The sequence below is a fragment of the Chitinophaga polysaccharea genome, assembly GCF_902150045.1.
GTDB lineage: Bacteria > Bacteroidota > Bacteroidia > Chitinophagales > Chitinophagaceae > Chitinophaga > Chitinophaga polysaccharea_A.
Map to the genome: position 1 here is coordinate 299,309 of NZ_CABFVU010000001.1, position 19,987 is coordinate 319,295.

Here is a 19,987-nt window from a genome sequence, read left to right on the forward strand (position 1 = left end):
TACGTTATAAATTTGATTGAATAAATCCGGTTGCTAAAAATGTTTGTCCACTGAAATGCTACATTGTTATTGCTCACTCGTACTTCATTGTTCTGGGAGGAAATTTAGAAATGTTAAAGTTTTCCTAATAGGGGTACGGGGAATTAGTGACATTAGGATGACGGAAATTTTCACACTATAAAAAATAAACATATCTCCTATTAAATGCTTGAGAATTAGACGATATGAATTTATTTACTGATCTTATAAAGATAAAATAGCATTATTAAATAATAATATAATATTATTTAAAAACAAGGAGCCCGACAATTTCGTGATAAACCTGGCAGTGCATCTTCACATGCCATTGCTCCGGCGAACAGCAAGAGCAAACATGATCACGTACTGGAATAAAAAAGAAAGGGACTCCCTTCCGGGCAGCCCCTGAAACAACCAGGCAAAATTAGCGCGTGGTTAGTCACTCTAATACTTTTATCGTTCCGTTCAGGTGTACAAAACTACCATCTTTGCCGGCGATATTGGTCCACACCTGATGGGTATTATAATTCTGTACATGGGTCACGTTGGTAGTTGTTTTGGGTTCCTGCCAGTACACCATGAACACATTTTTTGCAACTTCTACCGCTGTATACTCCACATCGTCTGTAGCCCCTTTGAAAGCTCCATCCAACCCGATGAAGGACATTTTCCTGTTGTCCCGGAAGGTGAGCTCAAACACATTGCCCTCAAAATTTACAATAACTTTGTGTCCGATTGGAGGATAAGGCGATTTAACCGCCCAGGCCATTTCTCCTGTAAAAACCTTTGCGCCCATTTCCAAAGCGTCTTTGCCAGGCAAACCGGGATATTTCTTTTCCATGAAGGACACAATTCCTGCCGAAGTATGATTTTCTGTAACCGCTTCTTTGTAATTATTAAGATACTGGTACATAAAATCCAATGACTTTGGCGAAAAATCACTGGTCACAAAATGTGACGGGATTACCTTTAGCGGTGTCAGGCTTTTCATCTTGTTTATTTGCCCAATCCAATTATTCAGCGCCTGCATATTCTGCGTGTCAGCCATCCATAGATGACTGCCTTCAGCAACCGAAACTCCGCCCAAAACTGTTTTCAGTGAAGGTATATAAAGAAAGCTATGGGCAGGATCATCCGCAGTTTGTATAATCTCGATCTTATTACCTTCCAAATCGGGAATACTGTTAACTGCAGTAGGAACTATCAGTTCGCCCGGTGCATCGCCTTTCATTTGGGGGGCCCATACCTTTAACTTTTCATCCTTGGATGCTCCAATAAGGTAAGCTGTTTGTGCTGTTGAAATAATCCGGGCATCAGGGAAAGCTTTTTTAATTACATCCAGGCCAAAGTAATAATCAGGGTCGCTGTGTGAAATATAGATGGCTTTCAGATTTTTTTTAGTCGCGGTAATTTCCTGAACCAGTTGCAGCGCAAATTGCTTCTGGAATTGCGCATCTACCAGTATAGCATCTTTATCGCCATAGATGATAGTTGACGTTACCGGAAAAATAGCTTTTGCTCCCGGATTGTACACCTTTAAATGGAGGCCGCTGGCTTGTGCTGATGCACCCAAACTTATTGTAGTAGTCATAGTAAGAAAGAATTTTCGTATTGTTTTCATTGTTTCTAAATTAATTACAACACAAAATTGAAAATTCTGTCTCAGATAAAAATTGAACAAGTTCAATAATCCCGGTTATTTTTTGGAAACCATTTTTTTTCTGATCTTGCTAAGAAATTCATGGCTGATGCCGAGATAAGCTGAAATTTGCAGGTTGTTCAACCGAACTGCCAGATCCGGATATCTTTTAATGAAATCCTGGTATCTGTGATCTGCAGTTTTGCTGAGATTGCGGATCATCCGGCGTTGAAGATTTACATAGGCTTTTTGCGTCATTATCCTGAAAAGCTTTTCTATGGATGGCAATGTTTGGTTAGCAAATTCCTTATCTGATTGAGAAATGACCAAAATTTCGCAGTCCTCGATGGCTTCAATGTATAGCATAGACGGCACATTGTTATGGAAACTATCGATATCAACCAACCACCAGTTTTCCGGGGCAAAATAAAGAATATGCTCTGTGCCTTTCTCATCCAGATGGTATACCTTGAAAAGCCCTTTCTTTACAAATGCCTCATACCGGCTTATGTCTCCTTCGCGTAGAAAAAATTCCTTCTTCTTTAATGTTTTAAGGCAAAACAGATTACAGAATGCCTCCATCTCGGCATCCGGGATTGAAATCTTATCTATAATACTTTGCTTTAATAATGTATACATATACAGATGTAATGGGACTACCAACCAAAATTTAACTGCTCTCCTGCAATTTCCAGATCCTGTAAGAGGCTTGTTAGGGTTAACAAAATCAGCAGGATCTAAAGGCAACAATTTAATTTCCAATTTTCATAATTGGTCATTTGCCGAAAACAATTTAGTTAAACTTCCAATTTGTTCCAAATTCTTCTTTTTTAGCATTGAAAATGGCGGACCCGATATCAATATAGAGGAAATAAGGGCGGAAAAAACTTTTGCATGGAAGGGTAAAAATCCTGCCTTACCGTATCCTTATGGTAGACTGATTCCCGTGAAATTATGAATAACCTAATATCAATAGCCTTGCGCTCATTTATGTATACTTAAAAATTAATATATCAGGGCTATTCCAAACGCTGGTAATAAGTATCACCTCCGTGATAGATTCATTGGGGCCGCAGCAAAAATAACGGCAGGTACCACAATCGCATACTCACTTACACCTATATACGAAATCGTTCATCTGCGCCGTTTACCAGTTAAACCGGAAATATATCTTATTTATCGCCTAAATGGCTTTCACTGCCAACTATTAATTATTTTTGCCGGATAAACTTTGCCGCCTGAAAAAAGTACGGAAAATATTGTCTGTCGTGTTACTGTGTTTGTTAGGCCTTGTCATCCTGATAGGAATACTGGTGAACATCCCCGTGGTGCAGAATTTCCTGGTGCATGAAGTGACCAGCCGTTTATCGCAGCAGCTCAAAACACGCGTGGAAATAGACCGCGTGAGCTTCCGGCTGTTCAACAGCATGCAACTGGAAGGCGCATTGATCGAAGATCAGCATAAAGACACTCTTTTGTACGCAGGCAAGCTACAGGTGCGCATTACAGACTGGTTCTTTTTCCAGGAAAAACCCATCATCAAATTCATAGGGCTTGAAAATGCTGAGTTGAACCTGCTGCGCTCCCGCCAGGACTCAGTATGGAACTATCATTTCCTGGAGGAAGCATTCGGCTCCTCCAAACCGGATACCAGCAGCAAATCTTCCGGCGGCCTTTCCCTTGACCTGAAGAAAATTGATCTTAAAAATATCCGGCTGAACCAGGTGGATGCCTGGGTAGGTGAAGATATGCGAGCATCTGTCAAACGCATTTACCTCGATGCCAAAAACCTGGATCTGCAGAAACACAACATCGACATTCAGGAGCTCACACTTACTGAGCCTAATTTTATTATCAGCAGTTATGCCGCTTCCCCCCTGCGCCGCCGGCGAAAACCAGCCCCGGACCATCCCGTGCCGGATACCGGGCAGCTGCAGCAGCTGCGCTGGAACAATGCCAACTGGAAACTGATCGTAAAGGAGCTCAATATTACAAACGGCATCTTTGGTGTGGATAACCCCGACGACAGCACGAAAATAGAGCCCGGCTATTTTGCCCCGCATCATATCCGGTTCAACGAAATAAATCTCTCCCTTACCAATACCAGCCTGGTAAAAGACAGTGTGATCGGCGACCTTACCCTGCGCACAAAGGAACGCAGCGGCTTTGAAGTAAAAAAGCTGACCAGCCGGTTTAAAATGTCGCCCGTGGAAATGGAATTTTCACAGCTCGACCTGGAAACCAACCGCAGTCACATTGGCGACTACTACACCATGCAGTACAGCGATATCAGTGATATGAGCGATTATATCAATGATGTGTTCATGCAGGCCCGGTTTAAAAACTGTAAGCTGTCGTCAGATGATATTGCTTTTTTTGCACCGCCCCTTTCCACCTGGAAAAAGGAAATTACCCTGAGCGGTAAAGCCAGGGGACCAGTCAGCAACCTGAAAGCATCGGAAATAGACCTCACCGCCGGCGCCACTACCCGTCTTAAAGGAAGCCTTGAAATGCGTGGACTGCCTGATATCTTCGAAACATTCATCGATTTTCATACAGAGGAACTGGTGACTACCGGTAATGATGTGATGCAGATCATGCCAGTGGTGAAAGATATTGTGAATACCGTGCGCATTGACCGCCTTTCGAATATCCGCTTCCAGGGAAGCTATACCGGGTTCATCAACGACTTTGTGGCCTATGGCCAGTTCCAGACCAATCTTGGTAAACTGAACTCCGATCTTAACTTTAAAACCAGCCGGGATATTCCCGTTTACTCCGGGAGCCTGAAAGCCGTGAACTTTGATATCGGCAGTCTCTTTAACAATACCAATCTTTCCACTATCTCCCTGGATGCTAAAGTAGATGGCGCAGGCTTTAACTTTAAAACGCTGAAAGCTACCGTGGATGCTGATGTTCAGGAGATATCCCTGTTTGGTTACAATTATAAGAATATCAAAACCAAGGGAGAAATGAGCCGCAAATTCTTTAACGGTTCCCTCACGGCCAATGATCCCAACCTGGATATGGATTTTGCGGGGACCATTGATTTTAATGCAGCCCTTCCCGAATTCAAATTTAATTCAGAGATCCGCAAAAGCGATTTGAAAGCCCTGCATATCACGGAAGATTCGGTAACCTTACAAGCCAAACTGGAACTGAATTTTGTGGGTAGCAATATCGATAACTTCAATGGTACCGCAAGGATGTACGAGGTATCTGCCTTTAAAGACAACCGCCGCCTTGAATTCGATTCGCTTTATGTATCGTCGCATATGGCCGGTAACGAGAAGCTGCTTGAATTTTCCGGCAGTGAGATCGGCGGCTTTGTAAAAGGGCAATACAACTTCCTCCAGCTGCCTGACGCTTTTAAACTGCTCCTCAACAAATATTATCCCAGCTACTTCAGTGCGCCGCAAACTACCGTTATCAACCAGGATTTCACCTACGCTATTAACTTCGGCGAAGTGGATAAACTGCTGAGTGGGTTTACCAAACAGTTTTCCGGTTTTGACCACGCCACTGTAACCGGCGCCCTCAATACCATGAACGGCGGCAACCTGGCATTGAACATCCAGATACCGGAGGCCGGTTATCAGGGATATCATGTACAGGACCTGCAGATCAGGGGAGATGGCAACTTCAATAAGGTCAATATCAGTACAAGCATTGGCAAGGTACTGTCAGGCAAAAACGTGATCCTCGAAAACCCGTTGATACTGGCCAGTTCAGGGCACGACACCTCCTTTGTGAAAGTAGACCTGGCAGCAGAAGATACTTCTTCCCTGGATGGTTTCTATGCACGTATCATTACCGTGGCCGACGGACTGAAGATCAATTTCCTCAACAGCGCCTTCACCGTGAACGAGCGGCAATGGAATGTTACCCCCGGCAATGAAATATACTGGAGCAAACATTTCCTCACCGTAAAAAACCTGCGGGTAACCAGGAATGATCAAAGCATTACAGTGGAAACCAATGAATATAATCCCGATGAGTCGAAGTTCATTGTTACCCTGAAGAACCTGAACCTGGCTGATGTAATTCCCTCCCAGCTGATAGCTACACGGGTGGAAGGGATCACTGATGGTACTATCAATATTGCAGATCCCACCGCAAACCTCGATATCAATACCGCGCTCAGAACACGGGAGCTGCGTATAGACAATGATTCCATCGGCCTGTTGAATATAGATGGCACCTATCATCACCTCACCGGTAATGCTACATTTAACATTCAATCTGATAATGCCGGGATGGCTTTCCTGGCACAGGGTAAAATAGGGCTATCGGCCACCAACAACGGTATAGACGCCAGTGTTAAATTCAACGGCGCCTCTGTCAGCTTACTGAACAAATACCTCGCAGGCTATGTATCCAATCTTACCGGTGCAGTGACCGGGACCTTAAATGTAGAGGGCACCACGCAGCTGCCTTCCGTTAAGGGCGCGCTTACACTGGATACCGTAGGGGTTACGGTAGACTATCTGGGCACTCATTACCGCATTCCCAAACTGAATGTGAATGTGGACGACAACCTGATTGAATTCGGCAACTTCCTGCTGGTAGATAAATACAATACGAAAGGTACCGCCAGCGGTTATATCAGCCACGATCATTTCGACAAGCTCAATTTTGATTTTGATGTTACCGGCCGCGGTTTCCTGTTCCTGAATACCAGCGCCACCGACAACGACCTGTTCTACGGGGATGTGCTGGCCGATGGTAAAGTATATTTCTCCGGCCCGCTGAATGACATGCAGATGCGTATCCTGGCGCGCCCGATCAAAGGCACCCACTTCTATCTTCCTATGTCCGACAGTAAGGATATCGGGAAGTACGACTACATCACCTTCAAAACCTATGGCACAGAGATCGTTGAGAAGAAGAAGAAAAAAGACAACACCAAACTGACCGTAAAGCTGGATATTGCCGCCAATCCTGATGCGCAGATCGATGTGATCCTGGACGCCACCACCGGCGATATTATTTCCGCCAACGGTACAGGTAACCTGCAGATCACCGTGAATACGGAAGGCGATTTCACTATGTTTGGTAACTACGAGATCAACAACGGGTCCTATAACTTCACTTTCCAGCGGCTCACCAGCTGGAAGTTCGATATAGAAAAGAACAGTACCATTACCTGGAACGGCGATCCTTCAGAGGCCAGGGTAAACATTATGGCCAAATATTCGCTGCCAAAGGTAAGCCTGTACAACCTGGTAGGCCAGGGTACCAATATCAGCACAGACAAGCTGGCTACGCGCACGGAAAAAGTGGATGTGCTGATCAACCTCCGCGGCGCCCTGCTGAAACCCGACATCACTTACTCCATTGAATTGCCCGAGGTAGGCAGCCTGGCGTATGAAAGCGGTGTAGCTGCGCACCTGAAAGAGATCAATAACGACCAGAACAAAGCACTGTTCCAGGTGTGGGGATTACTGTTCTCCAACCAGTTCCTCCCGGATGATGCCACCACTACAGCAGCCGCGAATGTGGGCATTACCGGTAAAAACAGTGTGGGCCAGGCATTGTCGGCACAGGCGCAGGCTATTCTGAACAACATTACCGGCACATTGCTGAAAGGAAGCGGCATTGGAGTGAATGTGAATTACCGTGCCTATAACGTGGGCGGGCCGCAGGATAACTCCTCAGTAGACCGTAACCAGGTGAGCGCAGGTATTACCAGTAACTTATTCAACAACCGTTTCCGTTTATACGCCGGCGGCGATTACGATTGGGGTAAAACGGCTACTTCCGCCAATACCAACCGGTTTGCCGGCGATTTCCGTATTGAATACCTTCTGACGCAGGATGGCCGGTTCCGTATCAATGCTTTCAGTAAAACGGATTATGACGTGTATAACCTCAATAACCGTACGAAATCCGGTGTGGGTATTTCCTATATCAGGGAGTACAACCGCTTCAACGAGCTGTTCAACGACAGGCGGCGCAGGCGTACGCCACTGCTGGATTCCCTTCGCCGGGCAGCCATGCTGAAACAAGAGCAACAGGATTCATTGCGGGCAAAAACAGATTCCACTAATATTGAACAGCCCTGAAACAACAAAGGAGCAACAACTGCTGTTGTTACTCCCTGATGTGGTTTACTTTGCAGGAATATAATCATTCCTTACTTACGCGTTCCCATTAACGGTCACCGGTTTATCCTTTAAGAATGTCGTGCCCTAATTTGTCGCGCTTGGTCCTGAGATAATTCTCATTGTGCGGGTTGGGATGGATTTCGATGGGTACGTTTTCCACCACTTCCAGGCCATAACCGCTTAACCCGGCGCGTTTGCGGGGGTTGTTGGTAATGAGGCGGAGTTTGCAGATACCAAGGTGGCGCAGGATCTGTGCACCTACCCCATAATCGCGTTCATCCATTTTAAAGCCCAGTTCCAGGTTGGCTTCCACGGTGTCCATGCCTTCTTCCTGCAGCTTGTAGGCTTTCAGTTTATTCATCAGGCCAATACCTCTTCCTTCCTGGTTCATATATAATATAAGGCCTTTCCCTTCTTTTTCCACCATTTGCATGGCTGCGTGCAGTTGTTCGCCACAGTCGCAGCGCAGGGAGTGAAGGATATCCCCTGTTACACAGGAGGAATGCACCCTTACCAGTACCGGTTCGTCTTTTTTCCAATCGCCTTTCTTCAACGCCATGTGAATTTCACCTGAGTTGATCTGTTTGAAAGCGATCAGTTCAAAGTTGCCGTATTTGGTAGGCATTTGTACTTTCACACCTTCTTCTATCAGCGTTTCTGTGCTGAGGAGGTAAGCGATCAGGTCTTTTATGGAGATGAGTTTAAGGTCGAATTTGGTGGCGATTTCGCGGAGTTCCGGGAGGCGGGCCATGGAGCCGTCTTCATTCATGATTTCCACGAGTACACCGGCAGGTTCAAATCCTGCGAGGCGGGCCAGGTCTATAGTGGCTTCCGTATGTCCTGAACGGCGTAAAACGCCGCCGGTTTTTGCTTTCAGCGGAAATATATGGCCGGGTTTACCCAAATGTTCCGGTTTGGTATTGGGATCGATGAGTGCCTGAACGGTTTTAGCCCTGTCGTGCGCAGAAATACCAGTGGTGCATCCATGGCCGAGCAGGTCTACAGAAACGGTGAAAGGGGTTTGGTGCAGGGCGGTGTTATCACGAACCATGAGGTCCAGTCCCAGTTCTTCGCAGCGCTCTTCCACCAGCGGTGCGCAGATGAGCCCACGGCCGTGGGTGCTCATAAAGTTGATAATTTCGGGTGTTACATTGCGTGCTGCCGTGATAAAATCACCTTCATTTTCACGGTCCTCGTCATCTACCACGATCACCAGTTTACCGTTTTTTATATCTTCTATTGCTGCTTCTATTGTATCTAACATATAATATTCCCTCCGGGTCAGTAATGTTGAATTGCGCAAAGTTACAACTTATACATGTGAAAAGTTGCTGGCAGAAGCAAGTGCTATACTATAGGAAACCCGTTGCAGGTATGTTAATTATACAGAAGAATTTTAACATATAACAGCGGGTTTACATTTAATAGCGGTTTATACACCTGAAACCCGATAAAGTTCAATGTGGGCGTATATATTTCTCATTATTAATATCTCATATTTGAGAAATCGTAATTATTGAGGAAATTCTTGAATAATCCTTTTACTAATATAGATATAGCTAGATGCCATTTAAATTTTGATATGCCGCTTGAGATATCCACAGTGTACTTAACAATTTGTTAATTCGGCGTTAAAATTTTCCCAGGAAAATTGTTCAACTTTGCGTCTGAATCAACAATTTCTTTGCTTTATGGGGTTTAAAAAACTACTCTTAACAACACTATTACTTTTGTTTGTTTCCATCATCACTTTTGGTCAGGTTACTACCGGTAGTATGACCGGTTACGTAAAAGACGACAAAGGAGAAGGATTGATTGGCGCAACTGTAAAAGCAGTACACCTGCCATCCGGTACCATCTATGGTACTACCACGCAGGATGGCGGCCGTTACAACATTCCTAACATGAGGGTAGGTGGACCGTACACGATTACAGTATCATTTATCAGCTACCAGGAACAAAAGGAGGAGAATGTGAGCCTGCCTTTGGGCCAGACATTCAAAATCGACTTTAAACTGCAGTCCTCTTCTACCGATCTGAAAGAGCTGGTAGTAACAGGTAAGCAAAGCAACACATTTAACAGTTCCCGTACCGGTGCGGCTACTTACATTTCGAGAGAGCAGTTACAGAACCTGCCTTCTCTGAACAGAGGTATCGCAGACTTCACCAAACTGACGCCACAATCAGGTAAAGGACTCACTTTTGCCGGCAGAAACAACCTCTACAACTCCTTTACCGTAGATGGTTCCCTGTTCAGTAATGCCTTTGGTTTATCCGATTTACCAGGTGGCGCTACTAACTCCCAGCCTATCAGCCTGGATGCTATCGATCAGATCCAGGTGAACCTTGCACCATATGATGTAAAGTTGAGCGGTTTTACCGGCGCTAACATCAACGCGGTAACTAAATCCGGTACCAACGAATTCTCCGCTTCCATTTATACCTTCATCAGAAGCAACGACCTTACAGGAGGTAAAGTAAAAGGTACAGATGTTAGTAAAGATCAGTATAATCTTAAGCAATACGGCTTCCGTGTAGGTGGCCCTATCATTAAGAATAAATTATTCTTCTTCGTAAACGGGGAACTGGAGAGACAAATCAATCCGGGAAGCACTTACCGGGCTAACCGCGGAACTAATGGTCCCGGTATCTCCAATGTACTGGCCTCCGATATGGACAAGGTAAAAGACGCACTGGTAAAATTAGGCTATGACCCTGGAGCTTACGAAAACTACGACTTTAACCAGAATAACGAAAAGGTAACGGCACGTATTGACTGGAATATCAATACAAAGAACAAGTTTAACTTCCGGTATTCCTACATGAATGCCTTTAAAGATCTTAATGCCAGTGCCTCGAACTCAAACAGCGGACGTGGCCCAAGCCAAACCAGCTTGCTGTTCCAGAATACCAGCTATCGTCAGTATAATAAGATCAACTCATACGTAGCGGAACTGAACAGCTCCATCTCCAACAAAATGTCTAACAACCTGTCCGTTACCTATAGCAGGTTCCGCGACTACCGTACCACTCCAGGTGGTGCATTTCCATTGATTGACATCGAGGATGGCAATGGCAGGAACTATATCTCTGCCGGTTCAGAACCTTTCAGTGCTGTGAATAAACTGAACCAGGACCTGGTACAATTTGCCAATAACTTCAACCTGTACTCAGGTAAACATACCTGGACATTTGGTATAGCAGGTGAATACTTCAAGTTCAGTAACGCCTTTGCACAATTCTATCTCGGCCAGTTCCGTTACAAAGATATGGCCTCTGCACTGGCTGCACTGGGTGGCGACAAATCTGTGCAACCTACTTTGTACCAATTGTCTTATTCTGCGATCAAAGGAAACGCTGCTCCTGCTGCTGAGCTGAATGCTGCTACTGCTTCCGCTTATGCCCAGGATGAATTCCAGATCAGGGATAACTTCAAACTGACTTACGGCGTAAGGTTTGATGTTCCATTTTATCCAAAAAAACTGGCACACAACCCAACTATTGATTCCGTATCATTCCGTAATGGTGAACATCTGGACGTAAGCGTACTGCCTAAAGCCAAATTGATGATTTCACCCCGTGTTGGTTTCAACTGGGATGTGAAAAATGACCAGACCTTACAGATCCGTGGTGGATCCGGTATTTTTACCGGTCGTATTCCTTATGTATGGGCTGTTAACCAGGCGGGCCAAAATGGACTGTTGTATGGTAATGACAGAATCAGCAACTTCACTACCAATCCACGTCCATTTAATACTGATCCCAAAGCATACATACCAGCTAATCCTGCAGCGCCGAGCAGTGTGTTGATCAACGTAATGTCTCCTGATTTCAAATATCCGCAGATATGGCGTACCAACCTGGCTGTAGACGTTGTTTTACCTGGTAAAATATTAGGTACTTTCGAAGGTATCTATACCAAAGATATCAACGCGGTATTCCACAGAGATGCCAACCTGGTAAACCCAAGCGGTAAATCAGTAGGTCCGGGTGCACGCGATACCTTCCCTTCACCTAACCGTGTAAGCTCAAAAGCTACCAACGCTATTGTATTGGATAATACCTCCAAAGGCTGGTCGTATTCATTATCTGCACAGTTCTCCAAAACATTTGATTTCGGTTTGTCCGCTTCCGCGGCCTACGCCTATCAAAATGCGAAGGATATCACTTCCAGCCCTGGATCACAAGCCGCCAGTGCTTTCAACGGTAACCAAATCGTAAATGATCCCAATAGCCCGGTATTATCTTACACTGGATTTCTGGTACAGCACAGAGTAGTGGCTACCTTATCTTACAAAATCCAGTATGCAAAAGTGTTGGCTACAACAGTATCTGTCATCTATGAAGGTTCTCCCTTCTCTGATGCGTTTAACAATACCCGTATCAGCTATGTATATGCTGGCGACATGAACAAAGATGGTGCTACCACCAACAATGACCTGATCTACGTTCCAAAAAGTAAAGATGAGATCATTCTGATTCCGAGCAGAGTAGCTGCCGGTGCTCCTGCTGATACCCGTACACCTGACCAGATCTGGAATGACCTTGATCAATTTATCTCCAAAGATAAATACCTGAACAGTCGCAGAGGACAGTTCGCAGAAAGAAACGGCGGTCAGTACCCCTGGTGGAATCACTTTGATGTTAAATTCATCCAGGACATCGATTTCGCGAAAATTGCTCCCAAAAGCAAGAGCAAATTGCAGGCGACCCTCGATATCATCAACTTCGGTAATCTGCTTAACAGCAACTGGGGCGTAGCAAAAACAATAAACACCCCTGCTTTCCTGACCTACCGCGATAGCAATGGTCCGGGCGGGCAGGCACGTTACTCATTCAATAACCTCAACAGTCCATTTATTGACTACACTGCTATTCTGTCCAGATGGCAAATGCAGGTTGGTATAAGATATATCTTCAACTAATCAGGTTATAAAAGGGCCATCCAATTAGTGGAAAGCACCGAAAAAGTCCTTTAAAAGGCAATAAGGAAAGGAGTAGAAAATCAGATTTTCTACTCCTTTCTTATTACCCTGTCACTTATCCCCCATTCTATCGCTAAAAATAATACAATCTTCTCCTCTTCATCACCCATATTTATCTAGCTACAGGTATTAAATGAATAAGATATGGCTTATATACGGCGTAAATATGGCTTATATGGGGAGTATCCATACCGTAGCCCGGGAGTATCCATACGATAAGACAACTTAATAAAAACAATATCTGAAAATTTTCCCGATTGCGTAAATCCTCCCACTTCCTTTTGCCTAACTTCGCCCCCCGGAAATAAAAACGGCCAAATTTAAAAAGGCATCACACTACATGTTACACAAAAAATTAAACCTCCTGCTTATTGCCGGCTGCGGAATTACAGCACCACTGATGGCACAGGAAAAAGACCATAAAAAAGATACCCTGGGAACACCACGGGCACTGGGAGAAATCGTTGTATCTGCCAGCCGTAAACCGGTAACACTGGATAACGTTCCTTCTTCAGTAACCGTTATCTCCCGGAAAACCCTGGAAAACGACATGACCGTGAATACGGATGTAACAGACATCCTGGCAAGGGAAGTGCCCGGCCTGGCGCCCGGTACGCAAACCAACAGCAACGTGGGACAGTCCCTCCGTGGCCGCTCTGTGCTGATCATGATCGATGGCGTGCCTCAATCCACACCGCTCCGCAACGGGGAGGTAGACATGCGCTCCATCGACCCTTCCGTACTGGAAAGAGTTGAGGTGCTGAAAGGCGCTACCGCCATTTACGGCAACGGCGCCACCGGCGGGTTGATCAACTACATCACCGTTACACCCAAAGAAGATAAAATACTCTCCGGCAAAACCATGATCAATGCCACCGGTTCGCTCACCAGCATCAAAAACAGCGTGGGCGGGCGTTTGAACCAGGTATTACAGGGGAAATATAAAAAGTTTGATTACGTGGTAAGTGGTGTGGCAGAACAAACCGGCGAATTTAAAGACGCTAAAGGTAAACTGGTAGGCCCCAACTACAGCCTGGGTGAAACAGACAGCTACAACGCTTTTGCAAAAATAGGCTACCAGGTGAACAGCCATCAGCGTATACAGCTGATGTACAATTATTATCGCAGCCAGCAGAACTCCAATTACACCCTGGTGAACGGGGATATCGCCAAAGGCATTCCCGCTTCAGGCGTACTGGGCAAGCCTGCCGGCGTTCCCACCGGCCCAAGGGGCAATCAAACCCTGCACCTGGAATACCAGGTCGATAGCCTCATTGGAGGCACCTCCCTCTCGGCAGATGCCTATTATGAATCAAGGGACGATATCTTTTACGTGTCGTTCGGCCGTTTTGAAGGAGGCGACGGACAATCCCACACCATTGATAAAAAGAAAGGCTTGCGGTTGATGTTCACCTCCCCGCTGTCGAACAAACCAGCATTTAACGGTACGCTTTCCTATGGAGCGGACCTGCTGAACAATGTTACCTCGCAGCCACTGGTAGATGGCAGGATATGGGTGCCGGAAATGAATATGCTGAACTATGCACCTTTTGCCGAAACGCAATGGTCGCTCTGGCAAAACCTCATCCTGAAAGCGGGCGTACGCGCGGAAAAAGTGCGTGTAAGCGTAGACGATTACACCACCCTTCAGCTTACCAATGCCAATGGTACCGTGAGCGCTCCCAGCATTGCTGTAAAAGGAGGCGACCTGGATTATACCGCTACCCTCTTTAATGCAGGGATCCGTTATAACCGTCTCCCGGCCTTTATGCCTTATTTCAGCTTTTCACAGGGTTTTTCTGTATCTGATGTTGGGTTAGCGCTGCGCGATGCAAAAGTGAATGATATTAAAAAGATCAATACAGAAGCAGTGCTCGTAAATAACTATGAGCTGGGCTTTGTGAGTGAGCATAAAAAACTGAGGTTTGAGCTGAGCGGGTTTATCAGTACTTCCAAACTCGGTGCAGACATGATCTTTGATCCCAACACCGACCTGTTCAATGTAAGCAGAACACCGGAACGCATATACGGCTTTGAAGCGTCGGCGCAATACCAGGTACTGCATAACCTCGATATCAGCGCCAGCTACAGCTTCGTGGAAGGTAAAGCCGATACCGCTAAAACAGGCGGCAGCTACAATGTATACCTGAACGGCAGAAGAATTGCGCCGCCGAAAGTAACCGGCAGCATCGCCTATCGTCCGCTTCCCGCACTGGAAGTACGTTTACAGTACATGGGCATAAATGGCAGGAACCGTTTTGAGAAAAACGCCAAGGGCGTTTACAATGGCAACGAAGGAAAAGTATCAGCATATAACCTGGTGAACCTCAATGCCAGCTATAAAGTGGCTCCCCGTACATTGCTCACATTGGGCATCGATAACCTCTTTAATGAAGACTATTTCCCGGCACGCTCCCAGTGGTTTATGCAGCCGGGATTCTATTCAAAAGGAAAAGGCGCCTCATTTAACGTAGGCATTGCCGTTAACTATTAATAAAAGAAAGGTAATTGTAAGAAAAGATCCATAGCAGTTTTCCAGGTGGCCATATCATGACGGCCACCTGGAATCTCCAAAGAAAAAATATCCTTACCCGGTTTATACCCCTTTTTTAACAGCTCCTTTATCAGGTCCCGCGTATCATCTATACTGTCAATCACCCCATTGTTGTTCCTGTCTGCCGTTTCATCTGCCGTGCCACATTCAAAAAAGAACTGTTGCCCGGGGTGATAGCTGCCGGCACGGATCAGCTGGTGCATAATACGGTCGGTATCATCATTGTAATCGGCCCCCAGCGGTTTACTACGCCACCATAGAGAACCGGAAAAAACGCCTGCCAGCCCGAAAATATCCGGGTACCGCCACACAATATCCAACGCTGATAACCCACCCAGGGAAAAGCCGGCAAACGCCCGCTTTACGATCCGCATATCCGGGTACTGCTGTTGCAGGAATGGCAGCAGCTCATCAATAATAAAACGGGTATAGCTTTCCGCCAGTTGTCCCTGACCCGTGTAATCCGGCACACCTGCGGTGCCATAAACAGCGTTCCGGTCGGCATCCGCGTGAATGCCTACTGCCAGCACTGTTGCCGGCAGTTCCGGTAATATGCCGGGAAGATCCTGTCCATCATTTACCAGTAAAAGTATATGTGGAGATGTACCCGTGAAGTAGCTGTCCAGCTGCATTCTCCGTTGCAGGTACACAGAATAGATAACATGTTGATCTGTTTGCACCGCAACAATTTACCAATAAACCAATAATCTTTTTTAAATTTAACTAAACACCTTCCTGTGACCGAAAACTATTTAAAATGGCATTCTCCCAACCTGGGAAAGGAATTTGAGATGTTGGTATTCGGCGATAGCGGATACCCCCTGCTCCTGTTCCCTACCTCCATGGGGCGTTATTATGAAAGCAAGGACTTTGGTCTGATAGAAGCCATGCGATGGTTTATCGAAGAAGGAAGGATTAAAGTGTATTGCCCCGACAGCATCGATGCATTCAGCTGGTACAATAAAAGCATTTCTCCCGGACAAAGAGCGTATAATCATACCTGTTATGACAAGCTGCTCATGGAAGAAATACTGCCACGCATGACAGAGGAAACGGGATACCAGCGGATAGTGGCCGCCGGTTGCAGCTTCGGCGGGTATCATGCTGCCAACTTCGCATTCCGTCACCCCGACCGCGTGTCGTACCTGTTCAGCCTCAGCGGCATCTTTGATATCAGGTTCCGCATGGACGGGCATTACGATGATAATGTATACTATAATAACCCGGCAGATTTTGTGCCGGACAACCAGCATGAAGACCTCTGGCGCATGGGCATCGTGCTGGGCGTGGCCGACCGGGACGTAACCCGGCCACAGAATGAACACCTGTCAGGTATACTGGCCGGCAAAAAAATAGCCCACTGGCTTGATATCCGTCCGCAAACTACGCACGACTGGCCGGTATGGCGGGAAATGTTGCCGCATTATGTTTCACTTATCAAGTAAGTACCATGAAAAAAATAGGGATCCTCTTCGGGCAGGAAAACACTTTTCCACAGGCGTTTGTAGACCGTGTAAATCGTATCAACCCGCCCGGCATCTTCGCTGAATTTGTGACCATCGACAAAGTAATGCAGGGCGCCGACCCGGGCTACGCCGTGATTGTAGACCGTATTTCGCAGGATGTGCCCTTCTACCGGTCTTACCTGAAAAATGCCGCGGCCGCCGGTACCGCCGTTATTAACAACCCCTTCTGGTGGAGCGCCGACGATAAATTCTTCAACAACGCCCTCGCGGAAAAGATTGGCGTAAATGTGCCCCGCACCGTATTGCTGCCTTCCAATAAACTGCCGGATGATACCACGGATAAATCGTTCCGTAATCTTATTTACCCGTTCGACTGGAACAGCATTTTTGAATATGTGAGCTTCCCCGCGTATATGAAACCGTATGCCGGCGGCGGATGGAAACATGTATACCGCGTGGAAGACAAAGATGATTTCTTCCGTAAACACGGTGAAACCGGTCAGCTGGTAATGATGTTGCAGGAAGAGATCGACTTCAGCCAGTATTACCGCTGCTTTTGCATAGGCGGTAAACAAGTGCGGATCATGCCCTATAATCCTAAAAACGCACCGCACCTGCGTTACCAGGCCGATTATGAGCCCAGTGCAGCACTGGCGGAACGGATCACGGAACAGGTACTTACCCTGCATCAATACCTGGGATATGATTTCAATACAGTGGAAATAGCTGTGCGCAGTGAAGTGCCTTACGCTATCGACTTCTGCAACCCTGCCCCGGATGCCGATCTTCACTCCATCGGTGAAGAACATTTTGAATGGGTGGTGGAAACCACGGCCAGGTACGCCATAGAAAGGGCTATTGCACAGAAACCGGGGAAAGACAATCTCACCTGGGGCAAATTTGTGCATCCCGGCCGCGCAAAAGCAAAAGCAGCAGCTACCACGGAGAAAAAGAAACCTGCCGCTCCCAAAGCAAAAAAAACAACACCGGTAAAGGAAAAGAAGAGCAGCGCCGAAAAGGAGAAGAAAACAGCAACCCAAAAAAGCCCGGTGAAAAAACAACAAAAAGAAAAATGAAACCGTTTTACTGCCCTACATTTGCAGACGGCATTCATTTAAAATAAATTGCCGTAATTACCGCTGCATAACCCGCAGCTAAAAGCTAAAGCTAACAACATGTTTAAGGCGTTCACGCTGGGGATCGAGGAAGAGTATATGGTAATGGACCCTGTTACCCGGGAGCTCAGATCACATGAACAAAAAATAGTAGAACAGGCCCATAAGGTGATCAACGACCAGGTAAAAGCGGAGTTTCACCAGGCAGTGGTGGAAGTGGGCACACAGATCTGTGCCGATATCCACGAGGCCCGGAAAGACGTAGCCTTCCTGCGCCGCACCATTGCACAAATAGCCGGCGACCTGGGATTCAGCATCGGCGCCTCCGGTACCCATCCTTTCAGTAAATGGGAAAAACAACTGATCACCGATCATCCCCGCTATTTTGAAATAGTGAATGAAATGCAGGATGCCGCACGCTCCAACCTCATTTTTGGTTTACATGTACATGTTGGAATGGAAAACAGGGAAATGGCTATTCACATCGCCAATTCCGTGCGTTATTTCCTCCCGCATATTTTTGCATTAAGCACTAACTCCCCTTTCTGGGAAGGGCGTAACACCGGATTCAAATCCTTTCGTACAAAAGTTTTCGACAAATTTCCCCGCACAGGCATCCCCGATTATTTTGCCAGCATCGAAGAATACGATAACTATATCAAGCTGCTGGTAAAAACAAACTGCATCGACAATGCCAAGAAAGTATGGTGGGACCTGAGGGTGCATCCTTTTTTTAATACGGTGGAATTCCGCATTTGCGATGTACCGCTCACCCTGGACGATACCATCATGATAGCAGGGCTTTTCCAGGCAGTATGCGCCAAGATCTATAAACTGCGGATGCAGAACCTCAATTTCATTATCTACAACCGCGCACTGATCAATGAAAATAAATGGAGGGCCTCCCGCTATGGAATTGATGGGTACCTGATTGATTTTGGAAAGGAGATGGAAGTCAATGCACGCGCCCTGATTTCCGAGCTGCTCGACTTTATCGACGATGTAGTGGATGACCTGGGCAGCCGCGATATCATTGCCGCTACCACGCAACTACTGGATACCGGCACTGGGGCAGACAAACAATTAGAGATATATGCCGAAACAAACAGCCTTGTTGCCGTAACAGATTTTATCCAGGACCGCTTTCTACAGGGCTGTTAATATCCCATAAAATAAATTTCGCGTAATTTTGCAGCATGCATCCAATAAAAAATAGCTGGAAGGTGGCTGTGCTGGATATGTATGAGGGTGTTCCCAATGAAGGGATGCGCTGTATCCGTGAAATATTGGCGAAATACGCCAGCATGCATGCACTGGACCTGCAGTTTGATGAGTTTGAAGTAAGACAGCAAATACAGGTTCCCGACACTTCCTACGATATATATATTTCCACGGGCGGCCCCGGCAGCCCGGTAGCCAGTGAAGGCAGCGACTGGGAAACGGCCTATTTTTCCCTGGTGGAAAACCTCCTCGAATGGAACCGAGCCCATGAAGTGAAGAAGCCCGTCTTTTTTATCTGTCATTCCTACCAGCTCATGTGCCGTTATTATAAACTGGGCAATGTATGCAAACGGAAATCACCCGCATTCGGCGTATTCCCGGTGCATAAAACCGCCGCTGGCATGCAGGAAAAAATATTCAGCGCGCTGCCTGATCCTTTTTATATTGTGGATAGCCGCGACTGGCAGGTGATAGAGCTGGATTATGAGAATCTGCAGGCAATGGGCGGACATGTAATTGCGCTTGAAAAAGAACGGCCGCACGTGCCGCTGGAACGCGCTACCATGGCCATCCGGTTTAATGAGCACTTTATTGGCACACAGTTCCACCCCGAAGCAGATGCTGCCGGTATGCATATGTACTTATTACAGGAAGAAAAGAAAAAGCAGGTGGTGAACCATCACGGCCTGGAAAAATATAACAGTATGATCCGGCAGCTCACCGATCCGGACAGGATCATGCTTACACACGACCGTTTTATTACCGCGTTCCTGGACTATGCCATTTATGGCCGGTTGTCCGACAGGCTGGCTGCCATTGAACGGCTGGCGCAGGTAACGGCGCATAATGATAATGAGCACTCGTTCTTCTAATTAAAAAATT

11 protein-coding genes are annotated in these 19,987 nt (G+C 46.4%); 7 read left to right on the top strand and 4 right to left on the bottom strand.

Going from position 1 to position 19,987, the window contains the following annotated elements:
* Window positions 1-457 precede the first annotated feature (457 nt).
* Together FN124_RS01255 and FN124_RS01260 are read right to left on the bottom strand one after the other, a co-directional pair.
* Window positions 458-1,705, bottom strand: coding sequence for an MBL fold metallo-hydrolase (locus tag FN124_RS01255; protein ID WP_221887706.1), 1,248 nt, complete (start codon window positions 1,703-1,705; stop codon window positions 458-460).
* A gap of 9 nt (window positions 1,706-1,714) precedes the next feature.
* Window positions 1,715-2,419 carry a Crp/Fnr family transcriptional regulator gene (locus FN124_RS01260; protein WP_221887707.1) on the bottom strand — a complete coding sequence of 235 codons (705 nt, stop codon included), beginning with the start codon at window positions 2,417-2,419 and terminating at the stop codon, window positions 1,715-1,717.
* A 506-nt stretch (window positions 2,420-2,925) separates the two neighbouring features.
* On the opposite strand from FN124_RS01260, the gene FN124_RS01265 reads away from it, so the two are divergent.
* Window positions 2,926-7,722: a translocation/assembly module TamB domain-containing protein gene (locus tag FN124_RS01265; RefSeq protein WP_142682986.1), complete on the top strand. Its 4,797-nt coding sequence runs from the start codon at window positions 2,926-2,928 to the stop codon at window positions 7,720-7,722.
* A gap of 103 nt (window positions 7,723-7,825) precedes the next feature.
* Here the strand turns inward: FN124_RS01265 and FN124_RS01270 are convergent, their stop codons facing one another.
* On the bottom strand, window positions 7,826-9,028 hold the full coding sequence (locus FN124_RS01270; protein WP_142682987.1) for a bifunctional 3,4-dihydroxy-2-butanone-4-phosphate synthase/GTP cyclohydrolase II: 1,203 nt from the start codon (window positions 9,026-9,028) through the stop codon (window positions 7,826-7,828).
* Window positions 9,029-9,494: 466 nt separating this feature from the next.
* On the opposite strand from FN124_RS01270, the gene FN124_RS01275 reads away from it, so the two are divergent.
* Together FN124_RS01275 and FN124_RS01280 are read left to right on the top strand one after the other, a co-directional pair.
* Complete coding sequence (locus FN124_RS01275; RefSeq protein WP_185937050.1) at window positions 9,495-12,689, top strand: TonB-dependent receptor; 3,195 nt, start codon at window positions 9,495-9,497, stop codon at window positions 12,687-12,689.
* A gap of 400 nt (window positions 12,690-13,089) precedes the next feature.
* Entirely contained in the window at window positions 13,090-15,243 is a 2,154-nt protein-coding gene (locus FN124_RS01280) for a TonB-dependent receptor (RefSeq protein WP_142682990.1), read from the top strand.
* Here FN124_RS01280 and FN124_RS01285 read toward each other — a convergent pair.
* Window positions 15,240-15,983 (bottom strand): alpha/beta hydrolase, encoded by a 744-nt coding sequence (locus FN124_RS01285; RefSeq protein WP_260607293.1) that lies wholly within the window; start codon window positions 15,981-15,983, stop codon window positions 15,240-15,242. The genes FN124_RS01280 and FN124_RS01285 overlap by 4 nt on opposite strands.
* A 57-nt stretch (window positions 15,984-16,040) precedes the next feature.
* Here FN124_RS01285 and FN124_RS01290 point away from each other — a divergent pair, with 57 nt between their 5' ends.
* From FN124_RS01290 to FN124_RS01305, 4 genes are all read left to right on the top strand, one after another.
* A complete protein-coding gene (locus FN124_RS01290) occupies window positions 16,041-16,748 on the top strand; it encodes an esterase family protein (RefSeq protein WP_142682991.1) in 708 nt (235 codons plus the stop codon).
* Window positions 16,749-16,753: 5 nt separating this feature from the next.
* The gene (locus FN124_RS01295; RefSeq protein WP_142682993.1) at window positions 16,754-17,845 is read left to right on the top strand and encodes an ATP-grasp domain-containing protein; all 1,092 of its coding nucleotides are present in this window, start codon (window positions 16,754-16,756) and stop codon (window positions 17,843-17,845) included.
* Window positions 17,846-17,944: 99 nt separating this feature from the next.
* Window positions 17,945-19,045, top strand: coding sequence for a carboxylate-amine ligase (locus FN124_RS01300; RefSeq protein WP_142682994.1), 1,101 nt, complete (start codon window positions 17,945-17,947; stop codon window positions 19,043-19,045).
* A gap of 35 nt (window positions 19,046-19,080) precedes the next feature.
* Complete coding sequence (locus tag FN124_RS01305; RefSeq protein ID WP_142682995.1) at window positions 19,081-19,977, top strand: type 1 glutamine amidotransferase; 897 nt, start codon at window positions 19,081-19,083, stop codon at window positions 19,975-19,977.
* Window positions 19,978-19,987 lie beyond the last annotated feature (10 nt).

Excerpts from the sequence above, each read along its gene's own strand:
- FN124_RS01270 (WP_142682987.1), bottom strand. The coding sequence starts at position 9,028 with ATGTTAGATACAATAGAAGCAGCAATAGAAGATATAAAAAACGGTAAA.
- FN124_RS01280 (WP_142682990.1), top strand. The coding sequence starts at position 13,090 with ATGTTACACAAAAAATTAAACCTCCTGCTTATTGCCGGCTGCGGAATT.
- FN124_RS01295 (WP_142682993.1), top strand. The coding sequence starts at position 16,754 with ATGAAAAAAATAGGGATCCTCTTCGGGCAGGAAAACACTTTTCCACAG.
- FN124_RS01300 (WP_142682994.1), top strand. The coding sequence starts at position 17,945 with ATGTTTAAGGCGTTCACGCTGGGGATCGAGGAAGAGTATATGGTAATG.
- FN124_RS01305 (WP_142682995.1), top strand. The coding sequence starts at position 19,081 with ATGCATCCAATAAAAAATAGCTGGAAGGTGGCTGTGCTGGATATGTAT.